This is a genomic window from Photobacterium sanctipauli, from assembly GCF_003026495.1.
GTDB classification, from domain to species: Bacteria; Pseudomonadota; Gammaproteobacteria; order Enterobacterales; family Vibrionaceae; genus Photobacterium; species Photobacterium sanctipauli.
This window is the reverse complement of the sequence record NZ_PYMA01000001.1, coordinates 280232-301667: the sequence shown is the minus strand read 5'-3', so window position 1 is coordinate 301667 and position 21436 is coordinate 280232. Positions and strand designations below refer to the sequence as shown.

The window sequence follows — 21436 nt, the reverse complement described above, 5'->3', positions numbered from 1 at the left end:
GTTAAAAGTCCTCTAGATAAAAGCTCGGTTTCAGTTGGTTTAGCCAAGCCATGGTGCTGGGCTTGTTATCTGGGGTGCAATAGTGGACAAACACTGACAGCCAGTGCTTATCTTTGCGGGTGTGCTGCTGGGCATATAGGCAGGCATCGCCATTGGGCATCACTTTTACCCAGCGCTGGTAAGGACCAACCGCATTGTATTGGTGTTCGCCTTTTTCAACCGGAACGGTAAAGGCAAATAGGGGGGGCGGCTGCTTGAGCGGCGCTTTACCGATGACTTGAACAATCATGTTCTCGCCACGTTGAAATGTCTTGTTCTCTAGCTCTGACCAGTACCAGGTTTCTTGATTTCGGTTTTGACGATAATTAGCAATCACCTCAATACCATCGGGATAAACCGGGAGTTGGTAGTCATGGACATTAACCGGGTCGTTAAAGCTGTGGTTTGTATATTGCGATTGGGTCAGTTGGCAGCCAATCAGCCCCAATGTCCCTATTGCAATCGTGGCATATCGTAATGTATTCATTTTTCCTCCTTGGTGTCTGCTTTTACATATGCAAGGAGGTGACCATTTTGCGGGGCATGAATGAGAGTTTGTAAGTGACTGAAATAAAAAATACTTACATTATTGTCAGTAAAGCCCGTTTTATTTTGAGACGAAAATTGGGATTCGAATATCAAAAAATTGCAACTTGCAAAGCTTAGAGTTGGCTTATTTCTTTGTTAGGTATTTCTCATTCTGACGAGGCGTTACGAGCAAAAGAAAAAGCCGCCCCTATATAGGACGGCTGTCGTTAATGGTGATTGCAATTATTGAGGTGGTGACCGTTTAGGTAATTACCATTCACCTGTGTTTGGCATCGATACCCATGGCTCAGCTGGTGGTAGTGCTTCACCACGTTGTAGTAGTTCGATAGAAATTCCATCAGGCGAGCGAACAAATGCCATGTGACCGCAGCGAGGCGGGCGGTTAATGGTGACACCATTATCTTGAAGGTGGGCACATAGGCTGTAGATGTTATCAACGCGAAAAGCGAGGTGGCCGAAGTTACGGCCGCCAGTGTACTCTTCCGAATCCCAGTTGTAGGTCAACTCAATAAGAGGGGCGCTGTTAGCGCGGGCGTGCTCTTCGTCACCAGGGGCGGCAAGGAAAACCAAAGTAAAGCGGCCTTTTTCACTTTCCTTACGGCTTGTTTCAATCAGGCCAAGTTTGTTGCAGTAGAAGTCGAGTGATGCATCCAGGTCGTGCACACGTACCATTGTGTGTAAAAATTCCATTGCTATTCCTATGCTTATGTTTTTATATCTAGGTTACTAGGTGATCATTCTAACAGTAATTCCGCCACTGCTTCACCTACCCCTGCCGCTGATTGTGGGTTTTGTCCTGTAACTAACTTACCATCGACGACCACATTCTTTGCCCATGCCTCTGCGGCGACGAAATGAGCGTTGGCTGCCTTTAACTTGTCTTCCAGTAAAAAAGGGACGATCCCGGTTAAGCCGACGGCGTCCTCTTCTTCGTTGGTAAAGCCGGTTACTTTTTTATTGGTGATGAGGTGATCACCATTGTGATAACACATGTTAACGAGAGCAGCTGGCCCATGACAGATAGCGGCAACGACACCGTTTTGTTCGAAAATACTCACCGCCGCGCGCTGCACATGCTCGTCATCCGGGAAGTCCCACATGGTGCCATGACCGCCTGCAAAAATAATGGCCTGGTAGTCTGAAGGAGTAATAGCTGAAAGCGGGTGACTATTTTTGAGTTGCTCGACAAGTTCTGGGGTGGCAAGGAAGCGAGCATTACCAGGATCTTCCTCTTCCCAGCTTTTTGGATCGACAGGGGCTTCTCCGCCAGCAATAGAAACGATATCTGTGGGGATCCCGCTATCCACTAAAGCGTAATACGGATGAGTGAGCTCGGTTAGCCAAAAACCTGTTGCTGTGCCAGTGTTTCCCAGCGCGGCGTGGCTGGTAACGACGATAAGCGCTTTTGTCATAATCATTGCCTAGGTAGATTAGAACTTACAGCGAAAGCATAGTATAGGATGGGGTAGACGTGGGCAGGGGCGAAAAGAAAAGGGCTCTTACCGATTGTGCCGATAAGAGCGCGAATATGGCCTAGATGGATGCCACCATTTTTTGCAATAAGCGAATCATCTCTTGCTGTTCGTTTTCTTCAAGGCTACTAAGCATTTCTTTGTTTATTGCAATTGGAATAGGCAGCAATGCTTGCTCTAAGTCTCGTCCTTTTTCTGTTAGGTAAATGCGAAATGAACGGCGACTATTAGGGTCGGCTTGGCGCTCAACCAGCCCCATTTTTTCAAGCTTATCCAGGGTGCGTGTAGTGGTTGAGTTTTCAACTTTTGATTTTTGCGAAATCTCTGTTTGTGTCACCCCTTCTTCTTCCCATAGGCACATTAACGTTGGCCATAAGGCGATGGTAAGTCCGTGCTTTTTTAACTCGGTATCGAATACTTTCGCTGCACGGTTGGCAACGACATTAATCATCCACCCGAAGCTCGATTGACGATCAAACTCTTCACTCATCGGTTATTTCCCTGCATCAGAAGTGCATTTAAGCAATTATTGCCATTGTAACTGATACCGATGCAATAAACAGCATCAACGCTTTGCGGTTAGAGGCAAGCTTAACGGCACTTGGTGCGGGTAGGAATTGTTTACCTGTGATCATTGCCATCACCATCGGCTTTTTCATGACCTTATAGGCTGCAATAGCAACTAAGTGAGCGATGACCAGCATCGGAAGAAGCCGGGCAAGCAAGCCATGGATTGTACCCGCGAGGGTATACATGTCATCTGTTAGCAAGGTACTGGCTAATGGCAGCGAATCGAATAGGCCGGCGATTAGCATTCCTGATAAACATTGCAGCAGCAGTGTTGTGAGCAGGGCGACTACCATCCAGCCGCCAGCTGGGTTGTGCCCAACTTTGGTATTGGCTTTACCACGAAAGTAGTTAATGACTGTTTTTGGTGACCGGACAAATTGTTTGAACCGACTAGTCTCACTGCCAATGATCCCCCAGCCCAATCGCCAAACCAGCAAGCAGAACAATCCGAGCCCAAGCAATAAGTGAGGCCCATGACCTGAAAAGCCAGATGCCGCTAACCCAATGAACAATATTGCTTGAAGCCAGTGATAGAGGCGTGTAGGTAAATCCCAGATTTGTGTTTTCATTGGTCATCTCCTGTGTTGATAATCTTGAACGCAATCAATTTACACAACAACTGTTGCACACGCAATGGTTGTTGTGTAAATTAAGATCAAATCACCACGGTGGTGACGTGAATTAAGAGGAATACACAATGAAAAAAGCAACCTTGACTAAAGCTGTTGTTATGGTGATTTGGGGAGTGGGTACTGCTCTAGCAAGCTCTGCTCAGGACAGTAACGGGCAGTCGAGCGAAGCAAAGCTGGATGCCGAATCGGTGATTGCAGAAAGGCAAGGCGCCTTCAGGGCCATAGACAAAAAAACGAAAACGCTAAAGCGAGAGTTGAAAAAGAGTGAGACTGACTGGCAAAACGCATCGCTAGTTGCTGAAGAGTTGCAATCTCACTCTACGAATCTAATGGCGTTATTCCCCGAGGGGAGTGGTGCGGGCAGTAAGTCAAAAGAGAAAATTTGGCAGAGCAAAAGCCAATTTGATCGGCTGCTTAATGACATGGTGGCAGGGTACACCCTAACGAACCAAGCTAGTCAGCAAAAAAATACTTCCCAAGCCCAGCAGGGGTTAAAGCAAGCCGAGTCAACGTGCCGGGCTTGCCACCGTCAATATCGTTCACTTTGGTAAGCACAGAAGTAGAATGAGTGGGGCGGGTAATGCGAGTTATTTAATTTAATTATTAAGAATTTTGTAATTATCCGTTAACCTATAGGGATACGCTTACATTTAGGGTTCCCTGATGCTTTCCAAATTAAAGGCCAATGATTGGCGAACGCCACAAAACTTTCTCATTCTTATTTCGATAATCGTCCCGATTGCCTTTTCTAGCTGGCAGGCGTTGTTGAATAATTTCGTTATCGAAGAGGCAGCATTTACCGGTGCTGATATTGGCCTGCTACAAAGCGTACGTGAAATTCCAGGGTTCTTGGCATTTACTGTTGTTTTTGTCTTGCTGTTTATTCGCGAGCAACGCTTCATGTTGTTGTCACTGGCGATGCTCACCATTGGTGTCGCTATTACCGGCTTTTTCCCATCGGTATGGGGCTTGCTGATGACCACTATGTTGATGTCGACAGGTTTCCATTATTTTGAAACCCTAAAACAATCACTGTCACTGCAATGGCTCAGTAAAGAAGAAGCCCCGGAAGTGCTGGGTAAGCTTATTTCGGTGGGCGCCTTTGCGGCATTATGTACCTATGGTGTGCTGTGGGTGATGCTGGAGCAGCTCCATCTTGAATTTAAGTGGGTATACCTTATAACGGGCGCAGTGGCCTTTACATTGGTCGCTTTTATTGCCTTGGCCTTCCCACAGTTCAAAACTGAAACAACCCAAAATAAAAAATTAGTCTTGCGTAAGCGTTATTGGCTTTACTACGCCCTTACTTTTATGAGTGGTGCCCGCCGCCAGATCTTCGTTGTATTTGCCGGCTTCTTGATGGTTGAAAAATTCGGTTATTCTGCAGCCGATATTACCTTGCTGTTCTTGGTTAACTACCTGTTCAACTGGCTATTTGCCAAGAAAATCGGCCGATTTATCGGACGAGTGGGCGAGCGCAAAGCCTTGGTGTTTGAGTATGTTGGCCTGATCTTTGTTTTTGCCGGGTACGCGTTTGTTGAGCAAGCTGAATATGCCGCTGCCCTATACATTATCGATCACTTGTTCTTTGCCTTGGCGCTGGCAATGAAAACTTACCTGCAAAAAATTGCCGATCCTGCTGATATGGCTTCTACCGCAGGGGTATCGTTTACTATCAACCATATCGCTGCTGTAGTGATCCCTGTGACATTCGGATTGTTATGGTTAACATCACCGGCAAGCGTCTTCTTGGCGGGGGCCGCCATGGCCGGTGTTTCATTGCTGCTTTCGTTGAATATCCCAGAGAAGCCTGAAGAGGGCAATGAAGTAAGAATACTGGCTTGGCGTTAACAATACTTACCATATTGTTAAGGAACAGGCTTGAGCTAATTTGCGAACTTTTGCAAAATAGTGAATATCAATAAGAAAAGGTAAAGAGCATGATTTCAAAGTGGGCAGTGCGCTTCTTTCAAATGGCTGAATTGGTCGGTTCTTGGAGCAAGGATCCATCAACGCAGGTAGGCGCGGTTATCACTAAGGGGAATCGCATTGTTTCGGTTGGCTTCAATGGCTACCCGCACGGTATCTCCGATAGTGCTGATATTGATGACCGTGAAATGAAGTTGCTAAAAACCCTTCACGCTGAAGAGAATGCGATTTTGTTTGCTAAGCGTGATTTGGCTGATTGTGATATTTGGGTTACTCACTTCCCTTGCCCGAACTGTGCAGCCAAGATCATCCAAACAGGTATTTCAACGGTACATTGCCCAGAGCAAACCGAAGATTTCCTTTCTCGTTGGGGTGACAAAATTAAAGTGAGCCAAGATATGTTCACTCAAGCAGGGGTAAAGGTAAACTGGCTACCGCTTGATGAATTGGCAAAGCTTAACGCGGTCGAGTAGCGCTAAGCTGGTCGCTAGGTTGACCTAACGAAAAACATAAAAAGTGCTGCCGGGGGCAGCACTTTTTTCATAAAGGTCGTCGGAATCAGAGCAGCAATGTTGGTTTCAACTTAAATTAGTCATAGTCCATGAAAGTACGCCCCTCTAGGGAGTAGGGCTCGTTTCTATCGTACATGGTATGTTGGCCTCTCAGCCGGTTGAGCTTGGCCTCGAGTGCTTTTGCCTCTTGATAATTTCCCTCTTTGTAAGCTAAATCAATACGTTGTTCGATATCTTCGATTCTGTCATGGCTGCTCATATCATGATCCTCCATCTTGAAGCGAATACTAACCAGAGAATTCGTACTGGCATCCGTTCTAATCTGTGTTAAGAACAGCCCAGTTGCGTACTGGCATAGTTTGAGTTTAGAAGTTGACGGTTTTATGTTCCACCCAGATAACGGGTGGCTAGCGTGTCATACGTAGCGCAGCCTAATATGGATCACTTGAAGTAAAATTGTTTGACCATGTTAGGAAAGCGCTTGGCCCATGCAGTTTCACTATGGATGGCACCTTCCTCTATATCAAAGCAACATTGGATCTTTGCTGACTTCGCTTGAAGCTGCTGGGCGAACTCGCAAGCGAGATCGTGATAGATAGCGGGAAATTCGGGTATGGCATGATCGCTGGTTTCGTTAGTACCAATATCCATGTAGATCTCAATTGGCAGTGGGGTGTCCACCTGCTCAACAAACTCTTTCATTGGCTCGGCGGCGAACCAAAAAGCGGGTGAGAAGACGCCGGCTTTGGCAAAAACGTGAGGGTGGCTTAATGCCGCATAGAGGCTGATGAAGCCGCCCATGGAGCTGCCCGCGATGCTGGTATGCTCGCGCGAAGGCAAGGTACGGTATTGGCTATCGATATAAGGCTTAAGGGTATGAACCAGGAAGTCGCAATAGGCTCTGCCTTCGCCGCCCTGTGACTGCTGTGCTTGCTCCCAGTGTGTGAGCGCCCCAGTAAACGCATGGGGCCAAGGGGAGTATTCGTCACGACGACCTAAACTTTCCCGTGCTTGGCTGCAATCAACGGCGACAATAATGATCCCATCGGTATGACCTTGCTTCTGGCAAGCATCGAGATGCTCAGCAGCTTGCCAACTGGCGCCGGATAGGCACAGTGATGGTTCAAATACATTTTGGCCGTCATGCATATACAGTACCGGGTAGGATTGATGGCCGGCATGGTAGTTTGCTGGAAGGTAAATTCGAACTGTGCGTTCACGGTCAAGTTGCGGGATAGCCATGTTTTCAATAATGACCATACGGCTATTGTCGTAATTCTTTTCAAAGGCAGAAGTCGGCATAGTGAATCTCGGCAAGAAAGAATAAAAAGGCGCCGTTGATATTATCAACAGCGCCTTTGGCACTAGGTGCTAGTGGTGTTAGTACATGTGTTGCTAGTGCTTATGGTATTAGCTGCTTGAAACAAAGTGCTGGATTACGCCCCTGGTTCTTTGTACAAACGCTGGCAAGCACGGCCATCGCTGTGGAACAGGTGACAGCGGTGGGCTGGAATGCCAACTTTAAATGTGTCGCCTGCTTCAACATTGAGTGTATCTGGACGGCGGTAGATGAAGTCAGCATCCATGTGGTCGAGGTGGATGTAAGCCTGGGTTTCGTAACCTAGCTTCTCAACGACTTGGATTGTCCCTTCGATGCATGCATCACCTTCATCCGCTGGCACGAGGTGCTCCGGACGGATACCCAGCGACATGCGGTCGCCCTTGGTCACAGTTGTACCGTCAACCGGGATCCAGAACGCATTACCGTCTGCCATTTGTACCATGACACGCTCATCTTCTACTTGCTCAATGAATACGCTCATGAAGTTCATCTTCGGTGAACCGATGAAGCCTGCAACAAAGCGGTTTTGTGGGTAGTGGTATAGCTCAAGTGGCTTACCAACCTGAGAAACATAACCGCCATCAAGTACCACGATCTTCTGAGCCATGGTCATCGCTTCGATCTGGTCGTGGGTAACGTAAATCATGGTGCAGCCAAGTTGCTTGTGCAGTTTGGCAATCTCGATGCGCATCTGTACACGCAGGGCGGCATCAAGGTTAGACAGTGGTTCATCCAAAAGGAAGACGTTAGGCTGAGAAACCAAGGTACGACCGATAGCCACACGCTGACGCTGACCACCTGAAAGGGCTTTCGGCTTACGCTCTAGTAGATGGCCTAGTTGAAGGATTTCTGCTGCGTGGTCGACACGGCGCTTGGTTTCTTCTTTATCGGCTTTCGCCAGCTTCATACCAAACGACATGTTGTCGAATAGGTTAAGGTGTGGGTAAAGTGCGTATGACTGGAACACCATACCAACGCCACGCTCTGATGGTGGCACATCGTTCATGCGTTCTTCGCCGATGTATAAATCGCCAGAAGTAATGTCTTCCAGACCTGCGATACAACGTAGAAGAGTTGATTTACCACAGCCTGATGGACCGACAAAGACAACGAACTCGCCTTCAGCAATATCGAGATCGACATTCTTTGAAATCAGGTTATCTCCATATGCTTTACACACATTTCGTAAAGTAACACTCGTCATCGAGCCTATTCCTCTAAGTTGTTGTTGCCAGCAAGGCCACATCATATGTGTCCAGCGCCTTGCGGGTAAAGAATTTTTCAGCGCAGCTGAAGAAAAAACGGGTAGTCGTCTATTCATTGGAGAGAACAGACGACTACCCGGACTAAATTCGCTTTATTTACTTCCCCAAGAAATAAAACGGTGCTGTCGTCTTAAAAAGTGGTTACTGAGAAAAAACTATTAGCTTGAACAGTAACAGCATCTTCAACTACCCCGTTGGGTATGGTCGTATTTTTGCCTACGAAAGCCAGTAAAACATCCTCCTTTTATAGAAATTAAAAGGGGGATGAGGGGGGGAGGAGTGCTTAGATCACACTTTGTCGTACGTGGGGCTGAACGGAACATTTATTACAAGTACTATGTGCGCTGTATCACAATCGATCGTCGTTATTAGATCTGCATCACTAATCGAAACGACATAGATCACGCTTTTCATACTTGGGGGGTGGGGGCGTAGAACACAGGATGATGCCATGTGCTTGATACTGGTGGATGATACACCCTGCAAATTGTGTTGCAGAGTCAACTCTGTATTACAACCGATAACAATCATGAAGGATGTTAAAAATGAAGAAAGTCCTCAGCACAGTCGCTTTTTGTACCCTTGCTGCTCTTGGTTCTGTTTCTGCGCACGCAGCCATTGAAGAAGGTCAACTAACCATTTGGATTAATGGTGACAAAGGTTACAACGGCTTGGCAGAAGTAGGTAAACAGTTCGAAGAAGACACTGGCGTTAAAGTAACAGTGGCTTTCCCTGATAACCTAGCTGAGCGTTTCCCACAAGTAGCCGCGGCTGGCGATGGTCCTGATATCGTATTCTGGGCGCACGACCGTTTCGGTGGCTACGCAAAAGCGGGTCTACTAACTGAAATCAACCCATCTCAGGAAATGAAGGACAAGATCATCGACTTCACTTGGGATGCAGTATCATACGACGGCAAGTACGTAGGTTACCCTGTTGCAGTTGAAGCACTTTCACTTATTTACAACAAGGACCTAGTGCCTAACCCACCTAAGAACTGGGAAGACATTGAAGCGCTAGATAAAGAGCTTCAAAAAGATGGCAAGAAAGCGATCATGTGGAACCTAAAAGAACCGTTCTTCACATGGCCTGTACTAACTGCTGATGGTGGCTACGCGTTCAAGTTCACTGCTAACGGTTACGACGTTAAAGATGTTGGTGTGAACAACCAAGGTGCCAAGAACGGCATGAACTTCATCAAGTCTTTGGTTGATAAGAAAGTTATCTCTCCAGATATGGATTACAGCATCGCAGAAGCTGAGTTCAACCAAGGTAATGTAGCAATGACCATCAACGGTCCTTGGTCTTGGGGCAACATCGAGAAATCTGGCATCAACTACGGCGTTACTCTTCTGCCTAAGCTAAACGGCAACCCTTCTAAGCCATTTGTTGGTGTTCTAACTGCCGGTATCAGCGCAGTGTCTCCTAACAAAGACCTAGCGGTTGAGTTCATCGAAAACTACCTACTAACCAACGAAGGTCTGGCGAAGGTTGACGCTGATAAGCCACTGGGCGCGGTTGCGCTGAAATCTTTCCAGCAGAAGCTTGATAAAGATGCCCGTATCGCTGCGACAATGGATAACGCAATGAACGGTGAAATCATGCCTAACGTACCGCAGATGACTGCTTTCTGGTACGCACAAGGTAACGCAATCCAGAATGTTGTTGATGGTCGCCAGGGCGTTGATGACGCACTAGACGCAGCAGCTGGTCACATTCTTAAGTAATACGTTTTGCGGGGAGGGGCAACTCTCCCCACTTTTTATTGTCATTTTGCTAGCAAGGAGCTGAGATGCAGTCAGTTCAAGGTGCCGGACTTTTAGAAACACCAAATGAAAGTCCAAAATTAAATTATCGTAAGTGGTTGAAGTGGTCACTACTTGGCATGATCGGTACGATCAACGGTTATGCCACCGTATTGATGTATGCTCAAGGTGAAATTCCTTTTGCACTTCTTACCGTTGTCCTCACAGCTCTTGCTCTTTATATCTTCGGTAGTAAGAAAACATACGCTCATCGCTATATTTATCCGGGCATTGCCGGGATGCTAATTTTCGTCATCTTCCCGCTAATTTATACCGTGGGACTGGCATTTACTAACTACAGCGCATCTAACCAGCTCTCCATAGAGCGTGCGCAGTCGGTGCTACAACAGCGAACTTTCCTTGCGGGCGAAAGCTATGGCTTTGATCTGTATAAGGTTGAAAATGGTCACCAAATAATAATCAAGGCTAACGGTGATTTGCTGGCATCAGACGTTTTTGACATCTCTAATCCGCCGGCGGAAGAACAAATGGATCTTCGCTTGGTTGATAGTGTTCAGGGTGAGAAAGAAAAGATCCGTGCGATCGTCCAAAACCGTGCAAACTTGAGCAAAATCGAGTTTGAAATGCCAAACGGTGACGATATCCGCATGAGCGGCCTACGTAAGTTTGCTGCTGAGTCGCCGCTATTCACGCTTCAAGAAGACGGCGAGACGTTGCTGAACAACCAGACCCAGCAACTATTTAAACCAAACATGGAAATCGGTTTCTACCAGCCTGTTGATGAAAACGGTGCGTTTACCGACAAACCAATTTCTCCAGGATTCGTCGTTGGTGTTGGCGCGGCTAACTTTGAACGTGTAATGACTGATGACGGCATCAAAGAGCCTTTCTTCGGTATCTTTGTTTGGACGGTGGTATTTGCCTTCCTTGCCGTAGCACTTACATTGGCACTGGGTATGGTACTGGCTTGTATCGTACAGTGGGAGCCACTAAAAGGTAGCGGCATCTACCGCGTACTGCTTATCTTACCATATGCGGTACCATCCTTTATCTCAATCTTGATCTTTAAGGGCCTGTTTAACCAGAGCTTTGGTGAGATCAACATGCTACTTGAGGCGATGTTCGGCATTAAGCCATCTTGGTTCTCTGACCCAATCATGGCGCGAGTGATGGTTGTACTGGTTAACACCTGGCTTGGTTTCCCTTACATGATGATCCTATGTATGGGCCTATTGAAGTCGATTCCGGATGACCTCTATGAAGCGTCTGCCATTGATGGTGCAGGCCCAATCCAGAACTTCTTCAACATTACACTGCCTATGTTGATTAAGCCGCTAACGCCGCTACTGATTGCAAGCTTCGCGTTTAACTTCAACAACTTTGTAATGATCCAGCTCTTGACGTCTGGTGGTCCTAATATGGTTGGTACTTCAGAGCCAGCTGGTTACACCGACTTGCTAGTAAGCTACACCTACCGTATCGCGTTCGAAGGTGGCGGCGGCCAGGACTTTGGTCTGGCGGGTGCAATCGCAACGATTATCTTCCTATTGGTCGGTGGTATGGCACTACTTAACCTGAAATTCACCAACACTAAGCTTGAGCAGGACTAAGGAGAGACGTCATGCCAATGGTTCAACCTAAATCATTAAAGTATCGGGTATGGGCAACGCACATCGGCTTGTGTTTGTTCCTAGCGGCAACCATCTTCCCGTTGTTGATGATTGTTGCTATCTCCCTGCGTGAAGGTAACTTTGCAAGCGGTGAGCTTATCCCAAGTAACCCAACGCTAGATCACTGGCGTCTAGCGTTAGGCTTCTCGGTAACCAACAGTGATGGCAGCGTAACCCCGCCACCGTTCCCAGTACTGCTGTGGCTGTGGAACACGGTAAAAGTTGCGGGTATTACGTCGATTATTATCGTAGCGCTATCAACCACCAGTGCTTATGCGTTTGCGCGCCTGCGCTTCAAGGGTAAGAGCACCATCCTAAAAGGGATGATGATCTTCCAGATGTTCCCTGCCGTACTAGCACTGGTAGCATTGTATGCCTTGTTCGATCGCCTTGGTCAGTACATCCCATTCTTGGGGCTTAATACCCACGGTGGTTTGATCTTCTCTTACCTTGGCGGTATTGCACTGCACGTATGGACGATTAAGGGTTACTTCGAAACCATTGATGGTTCGCTTGAGGAAGCAGCAGCATTGGATGGTGCAACGCCGTGGCAGGCATTCCGCTTGGTTCTTCTGCCACTGTCAGTGCCAATCCTAGCGGTAGTATTCATCCTGTCGTTCATCGGTGTAGTCACTGAGGTGCCAGTTGCATCGCTACTATTGACGGATGTGAACAACTACACCCTAGCTGTAGGTATGCAGCAGTACCTATACCCTCAGAACTACCTATGGGGTGACTTTGCAGCGGCAGCGGTACTATCAGCAATTCCAATTACAACGGTCTTCCTGCTTGCACAGAAATTCCTTGTTGGTGGCTTAACCTCCGGTGGTGTGAAAGGCTAATTCCCCTTGGTCAATGACACCTAACCAAAGGCCTGCTATATGCAGGCCTTTTTATACTTTATTTTCATTGATGGGCGATGTCCGATAGCGCGAGAATGGAATATTGCTAAACAGTTTAATGAGTTCAAGTGAATATAGATGCCGTGAATATATGCATCCAGCTGCTTTTCAATAATGCTATTTACAATAAAGTTAGTAGATTTATCTTTGGTAACAACAGTTTATAAATGATAGGAAATACTGAATTGGATCTGACTGAATTTCTTAAATCACTGTTTTTTTGTTCCCAATATTCTGCTCGGCTGTTACTATAATACGTATAGGGTATGTGAAATACTCACAGAGATAATGATAATAACAACGCTTGTTTTTCACTTAGGCAAGCGACTCCCAAGCTCAGAACCTAGCATTGGTTTGGCCGCCGGTCTGCTAGGAAACCTCTGCGCTTACACTTAATTGGCGTTGCTGCATAGCTGGGCTTACTCTTCGACGAAGATGATAAGTTTTATTGGTAACCGAAACCCGATTATTCATCGGGTTTTTTTATGTCTACAACTCTAGGCTATTTGGGGTTAAGACGTTTTGTTGCTAATGCGGTTTCGGCCTGTTGCCTTGGCATGGTAAAGGGCTTTGTCTGCCGTCTTCATAACCCGCTCAGGCTTGGGCTCTAAATAACTGTCAGCGACACCGATACTGATGGTTACCTGAACTTGCTGCCTCTCATGATGGCTGGGCTGGTTTCGGCTGTTTTTACCTTCGGTATCGCTGCGTGGCCTATCAGAGTAGTGCCGTAGCACTAACGGGTATGTTTCAACCCGGCGGCGTAAGCTTTCCAATGATGCCATACACTCCCGCTGCTCCCGTCCCTTAAATAGAATCGTGAATTCTTCTCCGCCATAGCGGAATACTTCGGCGCCGCCGTCCACTTCAGACATTAAGCTGGCGACAAGGCGAAGCACATCGTCACCGGTATCGTGGCCGTATTTGTCGTTAAACTGCTTGAAATGGTCAATATCCAGCATAGCAATGGTGTACGTTCGCCCTAGGTGCTTCAGTTCAGTCTCAAGCGCTCTCCGCCCTGAAATGCCTGTCAGTTGGTCAATGTACGCTTGTTCATGACTATTGCTGATCAGGTTGAGCAATATCAGTAACCCTGCGAGCGAGAAAGCACTACTGGTGACATACGGAATATCGATGAGAATAAAGCTAATAAAGGCAAAGAGGCTACAGACGAAAAGCGCCTGATCATGGCTGTGGTTACGTTTTAGAACCAACCGTGCCTGATATGCAATCGTCATGACTGACAGTACGATTAATATGATTGGCAGCGGTGACCAAGCCTGGAGATTGAAAAGCAGAGAGTGTGTTAACCATTTGAAGTCACTGCTCTGAAAGTGATAAACGACAAGGCAGGACCAACTCAACTGCAGCAACAAAAAGGCAATAAACCCGCTACCGTGGCGCGACAGCAGCCTGCGATCGGGCTGCAGTTGTATCTGAAGCAGGTTGAGCGGTAAAAGGGCAGCCAAAAGCCAGTAGCCAAGCGTCATGAAGTTGTCTGGCAGTGGGTCAGATAAGAAATTATCTGCCAAGCTGTAGGCTATCTGCATGGCAATGGCGGCAAGCGATGTGCGCCCTTGAGAAAATGATTGGCTCAGTAAGATGACCAATGCAAAAAGGATATACGGCTGCAGTGCCATCGCCTTTTTGTATGCGAGTTCCCATTCTTGTATAAATGGCAAGAAGCCAATCAATAAACTGACAGCAAGGAAAATAGGCAGCCCGAAGCGCAAACTAGCGTGTCTAAAAATAGAAAATGATACAGGCTGCATAGTCCAAACGGCGTTATTGAACACTATTCAAAGTTATCGACAAAGCGATTAATTACTTTAGGAAAGGAAACAACTTTTTTACTTCGTCTTCACTGAGGTTTTCCACGCACTCGATATTGCGCTCTGGAATACCCTCAGGATCAGGGTAGTGCTTGAGCACCTTTTCCATACTGGCTTCACGAATAAGGTGAAAGATAGGGTATGGGGATCGGTTGGTCAGGTTCTCTGCATCCTCTGGGTGGGTACCTTGGAAGCAGTAGTTCGGATGGAAGCTAGCCACTTGGTAGGTGCCTTCATAGCCACATTGGAAAACAAGCGCATCCACCAAATCAAGGAACTGGTTGTAGTCATCGAACTCACCAAATAACTCGGTGGCGACAACAAGTGTTGTTTCAAGTTGCTCGACCGGTGTGTCATCCAGCATTTTCAGTTGTTGGTAGATATCTTCCAGTAATGCTTCTTCAGATTGGCTAGTATGCAAATGGATTTTGATTTGCTTGTTGCGGTTGGGCTTTGCTGCGAATGGGCAAAGGTTTAGGCCTATCACGACATTCTCTAGCCATTGTTGTACTTCTTGCTCGATGGCGATGTGGTTTTGTTCTGACATAGCTGACTTAGTAGTAATTATTTTTTGTATAGATATAAAAAGAGCCAGCGCATGCTGGCTCTTGAGATTGTAACCCAATATCGAGTTAACTTAGGCTTTTTCTGCTTCGTTCGTCGCGTCTGCTGCTGCCGCTTCTGTTGCAGGGAACTGCTTAACAGGCTTGGCGATCAACTGACGAGTGGCAGAACGAATTTCAGCGAGCTTCACTTCAAAGCTGTCGCCTAGCTGGAATTCTTTGATCTTATCAATATTGATAATACCCAAATCGCCGCTGCACTCAATGCGTGATTTCTCGCTAACAATCAGCGGTGCAGGAATAAACGCTGCCGCACCATTTTCAAGTAGGCGAACACGCATACCCGCGCGGTTGATATCAAACACTTCGGCGGTAAATACGGTTTCTTGCTTCACTGCATCTTTAAGCAGGCGAACGTATAGCCAATCTGCCACGTCACGCTCGGCCATGCGGTGGCTACGGCGGTGAGTTGCGATTTCTTCACCAACGTTATCGTCCGGTGTTTGGCTTGGCTCTTGGCCTGAAATCAATGCTTTTAGCAAACGGTGGTTAATCATATCACCGTACTTACGGATTGGAGACGTCCAAGTTGCGTAGACATCCAGACCCATGGCGTAGTGCGCAGCTGGCTTGTTGCCCACTTCGCTATATGCTTGGAACTTACGCAGACGGTTGTCTAGATAAGTGGAGTCTTGGTCGTTCAACCAACGGCGAAGCGCACTGAAGCCTTCTAGCGTCAACAGCTGCTCTTTTTCAAACGGCGCTTCTGCATTGGTCAGAAACTCCATTGCCGTGTCCAGCTTCTCTGGGTTGAAACCATTGTGGTAGTTGAACACACCCATACCAAACTTAGCTTGAAGCGCACGGCCGGCACAGATGTTTGCTGTGATCATCGCTTCTTCAATCATGCGGTTCGCTGTACGGCGAGGATCGGTATGAATAGCGATAACATCGTTATCTTCGCTAAGCTCAAAGCGGTAGTCAGGGCGGTCCGGGAAAACAACAGCGTTGTTTGCACGCCAGTGACTGCGCGCGTCGGCAAAGCCTTTTAGCGCCGTAATTTGCTCAAGGATCACCGCGTTTGGTTCCCAACCTTCGCACTGGCCGTGCTCAAGCAGGTCTGACACATTGTTATATGCCAAACGGCCCTGAGATTTAATCCAAGCGGCAAAGAAGTGGATGTCGTCTTGAATAACGCCGTCGCTATCGATGCTTACACGGCAGCATAGTGTTGGGCGCTTCTCGTCTTCAAGCAATGAACAAAGCTCATCGCTCAATTCGCGAGGTAGCATTGGGATATTGCGACCCGGCAGGTAGATAGTGAAGCCGCGTTGGCGTGCTTCGTCGTCCATCTTATCGCCAACGGCGATATATGAGGTTGGATCGGCAATCGCAATCGTAATTTCGAAGCTGCCGTCATCTTTTTTCACGGTGTAGATAGCATCGTCCATGTCTTTGGTCGATTCACCGTCGATAGTAATGAAAGGCAGTGCCGTTAAGTCTTCACGCTCTAGCCCTTCGTCCAGCATCGACCAGCTTTCTTGTGGTGCTGGCTCGGCGTTAGGCAAGTCGTGATGAGCCAGAGTAACCCACCATGGAGCAATCTTGTCGTTACTGTCGGTGATCTTCTCTTTGATTTCACAAAAGAAGGTTTTGTTATCACCAACAAGCGGGTGACGAGTAAGGTTAGCAACAACCCAGTCACCCTCTTTCAGTAGCTCCGGATTCAACCCTTTTACTGGACGGGCTTTAATCGCATCTTTTAGCTGAGGATGATCAGGAACAACATGCAAGCGGTCACGGATCAGCTTCACTCGGCCGATAAAGCGAGTAATAAACTGTTCAACAAGCTCTTGCGGCTCAGCAACTTCACGTTCCTTCTCTGTACGAATAACAGCCACAACACGGTCACCGTGCATGACGTTCTTCATATAGTTAGGTGGGATGAAAATGCTCTCTTTATTGTCGATTTCCAGAAAGCCGAAGCCACGATCCGTCGCTTTGATATTGCCTTCTTTCTTAGGAAGAGTTTCCTGAATCTGTTTTTTTAGCTGTGCTAATAGAGGATTATCTTGAAACATTATGCCCGTTCTCAGGTAGTTAACAGGCACATAATAAGGCCTTCAGCGGTTAAAACCAAGTTTAACCCAATGAGTATCACCGGATTGTCATAGTCTATGACTTATTTGTTTATTGGCACTGGTGTGGGGATGGGGCAAAAATGACAAGTAAATGAAGGAGTAAAGGAATAAATAGCGACACACAGTGGCTTCTTTAAATTAATGGGTATCACTTGTCACACTATTGGTGATCAAGATTTATAAATTCTCAATGCTTTGGTAAAAGTGAAAAAAAATCACTCTAAAAATTGCTGAAAAGAAGCTAGCTAGGTAAAGGAATGAACACAGAGTTTGAAACCGGGTTGGAGCAGTTGGTTGCTGAGCTGACGAATCAAGCCAACATGGAGCGTTGGTGCCATTGTTTGTTGTCGACGCTGCAGAAAGAGCTCAAGCTCGATTACATCACCTTTATGGTGGAACACAAAGATGAAACCAGCGTGTTAGCCAGTTGGGTGAACACCGACTTTAAGTTTTACTTCAATTCGCTACGTTTTGACGATTACAACGGCGTGCCTTATGAAACCTTAGCGCAGGTCAAGCAATCCGGTCAGACTGTTTGTACTTTTACCGATAAGCCTTATAAAGCGATTTGGCATGAAGCAAGCTGTGCTTGGTGCCAACTGCTCCTTCCTATCAAGATGAATAATCGCCAAGTCGGCTATTTGTATATTGAAACTCAGCGCCCTGAATGCATTGATGACAAGTTAGGTAATGTCGAGCAGGTGCTAGATAAAATAGCCTCTGATTTGAGTGTCAGGGTATTGCAGCAAGAAGTACTCGATCAGCACCTGACTCGGCGCAGTGTTGAGGCTGAGTTGGAAGTGCGCAATCACTCTATTAATGCGTATCTATCTTTACTACAGCGTTTACACGACGTGACGTTACAACTGTCCAAAGCTGAGTCTTTAGAGGAGCTGTATAAAAATGCGGTGGCGCTTGGCCGCCAGTACCTTGAAATTGACCGAATGGCTGTGTTTCTTACTGACTTTGCCAAGAATGAAATGACAGGCACTTATGGTACTGACCCCGATGGCAATCTGGTATCGAGGCGAAGCTTTAGCAGCTCGATTCCCGACCACCCACTTGTTAATGAAGCCCTTAGCCGCAAGGATCATGTAGTCGTAAAAGAAAATGCACCTCTATATTACGGTACTAACCAAGTCGGGACCGGATGGAATGCCATGATTGCCATGTGGAATGGTGATAATTGTATCGGCTGGGTTGCTGCTGACAATTTAATTAACCAGCGAACCCTGACAGAACACCAGCGGGAAATCCTCAAGCTATTCGGCGCCGCGCTTGGCCAACAAATTGTGATTAAGCGTAATCATGAGGAGCTGAGTCAGTTGAACGCTCAGCTAGAGGCTAGGGTAAGCGAACGGACTCAAGAGTTGTTGGCATCCAACCAGGCATTGGCAAAAGCCAACCAGCAGTTAGAGCGGTGGTCGATGCAAGATGGCCTGACAGGTATCGCTAATCGGCGCTTTTTTGATTTAACCCTCAAGCGATATTGGAATAAGGCAATAAAGAAGCAAGTGCCGTTGAGTGTGATAATGGTCGATGTAGATTACTTTAAAAGTTTCAATGACCAATACGGGCACATGGCGGGGGACACATGTCTTAGAAAAATTGCCGCTACACTTGAGAAAGTTGCTAAGCGCCATAAAAGTATGCTGGTAAGTCGCTTTGGTGGGGAAGAATTCGCGTGTTTAATACCAAAGAGTGATAGCGAAGTGATAAAAACTATCGCCGGCGAGATGCTGGAAGCAGTATTTGACTTATCAATCAGGCATATAGGTTCTAAAAAAGGCCGGGTAACCATTAGTTTGGGCTGTCATTCGTTACAACCCAACTCTCAAAGCAAAGAGAAGATGCTTATTGATAGCGCAGATAAAGCGTTATATCAGGCAAAAATGCGTGGACGTAACCAGATGTTCCAAACCACGGCTGTAAACTGATCTGGATTCAAATCGTGGTTAATATTTGAATTATCACTAATTTCCGCTCTCATTTTCCTTATACAAAATGTGGGAAACATCACGGTTTGAGTATTATTTTGAGGCTAAATGGTTCATGACACAGCCTTATTGTTTAAATAATAGGTGCTTGAAAGTTATTTTGTGACATTGCTCAATTTTTTCTGGCATTTTATCGAGTAATAGCGCACAATGCGCGCCTCTATAGTCGAGGCCCAAGCTTGTGGTTGCTGTTGCAGAACCGTTTTTTAGCTTTAGGGGCCCCGTTTTACGTTAGATCATTTATTGGGATCCCAATGCAAGAATCTGTTACAGAATTTCGCCAGTTAGACCTGGCCGACACACTACTATCCGCACTAGACTCAATGGGCTTCGTAGCGCCTACACCTATTCAGGCGGCGTCTATTCCTCTACTTCTTACTGGTACTGATGCACTTGGTAAAGCGCAAACAGGAACAGGTAAAACAGCGGCATTCTCATTGCCACTGCTTAACAAGCTAAACCTAAAACAGCATAAGCCACAGGCGATCGTTATGGCGCCAACACGTGAGCTTGCTATCCAGGTTGCTGCTGAAATTAAAACACTTGGTCAAAACATCAAGGGTCTTAAAGTACTAGAAATCTACGGTGGTGCTTCTATCGTTGACCAGATGCGTGCACTTAAAGCAGGTGCTCACATTGTTGTTGGTACTCCTGGCCGTGTTAAAGACCTGATCACTCGTGATCGTCTACACCTTGACGAAGTACACACGTTTGTACTTGATGAAGCCGATGAAATGCTAAAAATGGGCTTCGTTGATGACGTAACTTGGATCATGGAGCAAGCACCAGAATCAGCACAGCGCGTACTGTTCTCTGCAACTATGCCTCCAATGGTTAAAGAAATCGTTGACCGCTTCCTACGCGAACCTGCACGCATTGACGTTGCTGGTGAGAACCGTACTGTTTCTCAGGTTGAGCAGCAGTTCTGGGTAGTGAAAGGTGTTGAAAAAGACGAAGCAATGAGCCGTCTTCTTGAAACTGAAGAAACTGACGCGTCAATCGTATTCGTACGTACTCGTCAAGATACTGAGCGCCTAGCTGATTGGCTATCTGCTCGTGGCTTCAAGGCTGCTGCACTACACGGTGATATCCCTCAGTCGCTACGTGAGCGTACGGTTGAGCACATCAAGCGCGGTGTTATTGATATCCTAGTTGCTACTGACGTTGTTGCTCGTGGTCTTGACGTGCCACGCATTACACACGTATTCAACTACGACATCCCGTTCGATGTTGAGTCTTACATCCACCGTATTGGTCGTACTGGCCGTGCTGGTCGTACTGGTAAAGCAATCCTATTGGTTCGCACTAACCAGATCCGCATGCTACGTACTATCGAGCGCGTAACTAAGTCTCGTATGGAAGAAATCCAACTTCCTCTACGTGACGTTGTTGCTCAGGCTCGTCTAACTCGTCTAGGCGAAGAGCTTGAAGCTCAGAAAGAACAAACTAACGTTGAAGCGTTTGTTGAGCTGGTTGAAAAGCTACAAGAAACTATCGATGTTGATGCTGCAACATTGGCTGCAATGCTTCTTCAGCGCCAGCAGGGTAACCGTCCTCTGTTCTACAAAGGCCCAGACCCAATGATTGCTGCTATCGAGCGTGACAAGCAGCGTCGTGAGCGCCGTCGTGAAGACCGTGGCGGTGAGCGTGGCGAGCGTCGTGAACGTCGCACTTACAACAACGCTGACTGGGATACTTACCAGCTACAGGTTGGCCGTGAGCAAGGTGTTCAGGTTAAAGATATCGTTGGTGCAATCGCGAACGAACTTGGCCTAAGCAAAGAGTTCATCGGTGCTATCAAGCTTGCACCAGAGCACACTTATGTTCAGCTTCCTAAGAAGATGACTGCAGAAGTAGCTTCTCAGCTTAAGAAACTACGCATCCGCCAGAACGAAGTGAAAGCGGTTGTTGTTGAAGGTGAAGTACTACGCGAACACCGCCGTGGCGGTAACCGTGATGGTGGTCGTGGTGGTTACCGTGGTAACCGTGACGGCAATCGTGATGGTGGCCGTGGTCGTCGTGACGGTGAACGCCGTTTCGACCGTAACCGTGGTGGCGACAACCGTGGTAGTTACCGTGGTGAGCGTAACCATGGTGCTCCGCGCCGCGACCGTAAGCCACGCTTCGAAGATTAATCCTTCGTCGCTGACAAAGCTTAAATAAGAAACCAGCTCCCTTGGGAGCTGGTTTTTTTCGTCTATACCTTTTCATCCCACCATCAAAAGAGCCTTAACACTTTGTTATCGATATGAATA

19 protein-coding genes are annotated in these 21436 nt (G+C 47.0%); 8 read left to right on the top strand and 11 right to left on the bottom strand.

Features of this window, described 5'->3' with window-relative positions; genetic code table 11:
• Position 1: 1 nt before the first annotated feature.
• From C9I98_RS01330 to C9I98_RS01310, 5 genes are all read right to left on the bottom strand, one after another.
• Entirely contained in the window at positions 2 to 526 is a 525-nt protein-coding gene (locus tag C9I98_RS01330; RefSeq protein WP_036821487.1) for a hypothetical protein, read from the bottom strand.
• A gap of 311 nt (positions 527 to 837) precedes the next feature.
• Positions 838 to 1278, bottom strand: coding sequence for a VOC family protein (locus C9I98_RS01325; RefSeq protein ID WP_036821490.1), 441 nt, complete (start codon positions 1276 to 1278; stop codon positions 838 to 840).
• Positions 1279 to 1322: 44 nt separating this feature from the next.
• Complete coding sequence (locus C9I98_RS01320; protein ID WP_081879018.1) at positions 1323 to 2000, bottom strand: type 1 glutamine amidotransferase domain-containing protein; 678 nt, start codon at positions 1998 to 2000, stop codon at positions 1323 to 1325.
• Positions 2001 to 2121: 121 nt separating this feature from the next.
• The gene (locus C9I98_RS01315; RefSeq protein ID WP_036826085.1) at positions 2122 to 2550 is read right to left on the bottom strand and encodes a MarR family winged helix-turn-helix transcriptional regulator; all 429 of its coding nucleotides are present in this window, start codon (positions 2548 to 2550) and stop codon (positions 2122 to 2124) included.
• A gap of 28 nt (positions 2551 to 2578) precedes the next feature.
• Positions 2579 to 3199 (bottom strand): cytochrome b/b6 domain-containing protein, encoded by a 621-nt coding sequence (locus C9I98_RS01310; RefSeq protein WP_036826087.1) that lies wholly within the window; start codon positions 3197 to 3199, stop codon positions 2579 to 2581.
• 128 nt (positions 3200 to 3327) lie between these two features.
• On the opposite strand from C9I98_RS01310, the gene C9I98_RS01305 reads away from it, so the two are divergent.
• From C9I98_RS01305 to C9I98_RS01295, 3 genes are all read left to right on the top strand, one after another.
• Positions 3328 to 3813: a c-type cytochrome gene (locus tag C9I98_RS01305; RefSeq protein ID WP_036826089.1), complete on the top strand. Its 486-nt coding sequence runs from the start codon at positions 3328 to 3330 to the stop codon at positions 3811 to 3813.
• A 112-nt stretch (positions 3814 to 3925) separates the two neighbouring features.
• The gene (locus C9I98_RS01300; protein ID WP_036822531.1) at positions 3926 to 5113 is read left to right on the top strand and encodes an MFS transporter; all 1188 of its coding nucleotides are present in this window, start codon (positions 3926 to 3928) and stop codon (positions 5111 to 5113) included.
• A gap of 89 nt (positions 5114 to 5202) precedes the next feature.
• Positions 5203 to 5664: a dCMP deaminase family protein gene (locus tag C9I98_RS01295; protein ID WP_036822521.1), complete on the top strand. Its 462-nt coding sequence runs from the start codon at positions 5203 to 5205 to the stop codon at positions 5662 to 5664.
• Between the two features lie 115 nt (positions 5665 to 5779).
• Here C9I98_RS01295 and C9I98_RS01290 read toward each other — a convergent pair whose 3' ends face one another.
• The 3 genes from C9I98_RS01290 to malK all read right to left on the bottom strand — a co-directional run bounded on the left by C9I98_RS01290 (position 5780) and on the right by malK (position 8249).
• Positions 5780 to 5962, bottom strand: a complete 183-nt coding sequence (locus C9I98_RS01290; RefSeq protein WP_036822523.1) for a hypothetical protein — start codon at positions 5960 to 5962, stop codon at positions 5780 to 5782.
• Positions 5963 to 6144: 182 nt separating this feature from the next.
• Entirely contained in the window at positions 6145 to 7005 is an 861-nt protein-coding gene (locus tag C9I98_RS01285; protein ID WP_051902194.1) for an alpha/beta hydrolase, read from the bottom strand.
• A gap of 134 nt (positions 7006 to 7139) precedes the next feature.
• Complete coding sequence (malK, locus tag C9I98_RS01280) at positions 7140 to 8249, bottom strand: maltose/maltodextrin ABC transporter ATP-binding protein MalK (RefSeq protein WP_036822527.1); 1110 nt, start codon at positions 8247 to 8249, stop codon at positions 7140 to 7142.
• 606 nt (positions 8250 to 8855) lie between these two features.
• Here malK and malE point away from each other — a divergent pair.
• The 3 genes from malE (at position 8856) to malG (ending at position 12588) form a co-directional block, all read left to right on the top strand.
• Positions 8856 to 10037 carry a maltose/maltodextrin ABC transporter substrate-binding protein MalE gene (malE, locus tag C9I98_RS01275; protein ID WP_036822112.1) on the top strand — a complete coding sequence of 394 codons (1182 nt, stop codon included), beginning with the start codon at positions 8856 to 8858 and terminating at the stop codon, positions 10035 to 10037.
• A gap of 65 nt (positions 10038 to 10102) precedes the next feature.
• Entirely contained in the window at positions 10103 to 11686 is a 1584-nt protein-coding gene (gene malF / locus C9I98_RS01270) for a maltose ABC transporter permease MalF (RefSeq protein ID WP_107271463.1), read from the top strand.
• 11 nt (positions 11687 to 11697) lie between these two features.
• On the top strand, positions 11698 to 12588 hold the full coding sequence (malG, locus tag C9I98_RS01265) for a maltose ABC transporter permease MalG (RefSeq protein WP_107271462.1): 891 nt from the start codon (positions 11698 to 11700) through the stop codon (positions 12586 to 12588).
• Positions 12589 to 13160: 572 nt separating this feature from the next.
• On the opposite strand, the gene C9I98_RS01260 is transcribed toward malG, so the two are convergent.
• The 3 genes from C9I98_RS01260 to C9I98_RS01250 all read right to left on the bottom strand — a co-directional run bounded on the left by C9I98_RS01260 (position 13161) and on the right by C9I98_RS01250 (position 17124).
• A complete protein-coding gene (locus C9I98_RS01260; RefSeq protein WP_036821964.1) occupies positions 13161 to 14420 on the bottom strand; it encodes a GGDEF domain-containing protein in 1260 nt (419 codons plus the stop codon).
• A gap of 52 nt (positions 14421 to 14472) precedes the next feature.
• On the bottom strand, positions 14473 to 15027 hold the full coding sequence (locus tag C9I98_RS01255) for a DUF1415 domain-containing protein (protein ID WP_036821967.1): 555 nt from the start codon (positions 15025 to 15027) through the stop codon (positions 14473 to 14475).
• 90 nt (positions 15028 to 15117) lie between these two features.
• Complete coding sequence (locus tag C9I98_RS01250; RefSeq protein ID WP_107271461.1) at positions 15118 to 17124, bottom strand: exoribonuclease II; 2007 nt, start codon at positions 17122 to 17124, stop codon at positions 15118 to 15120.
• Between the two features lie 317 nt (positions 17125 to 17441).
• Between C9I98_RS01250 and C9I98_RS01245 the strand changes: the two genes are divergently transcribed.
• Together C9I98_RS01245 and C9I98_RS01240 are read left to right on the top strand one after the other, a co-directional pair.
• On the top strand, positions 17442 to 19121 hold the full coding sequence (locus C9I98_RS01245) for a sensor domain-containing diguanylate cyclase (RefSeq protein WP_051902740.1): 1680 nt from the start codon (positions 17442 to 17444) through the stop codon (positions 19119 to 19121).
• 314 nt (positions 19122 to 19435) lie between these two features.
• Entirely contained in the window at positions 19436 to 21316 is a 1881-nt protein-coding gene (locus tag C9I98_RS01240; RefSeq protein WP_036832504.1) for a DEAD/DEAH box helicase, read from the top strand.
• The last annotated feature ends 120 nt before the right edge of the window (positions 21317 to 21436 follow it).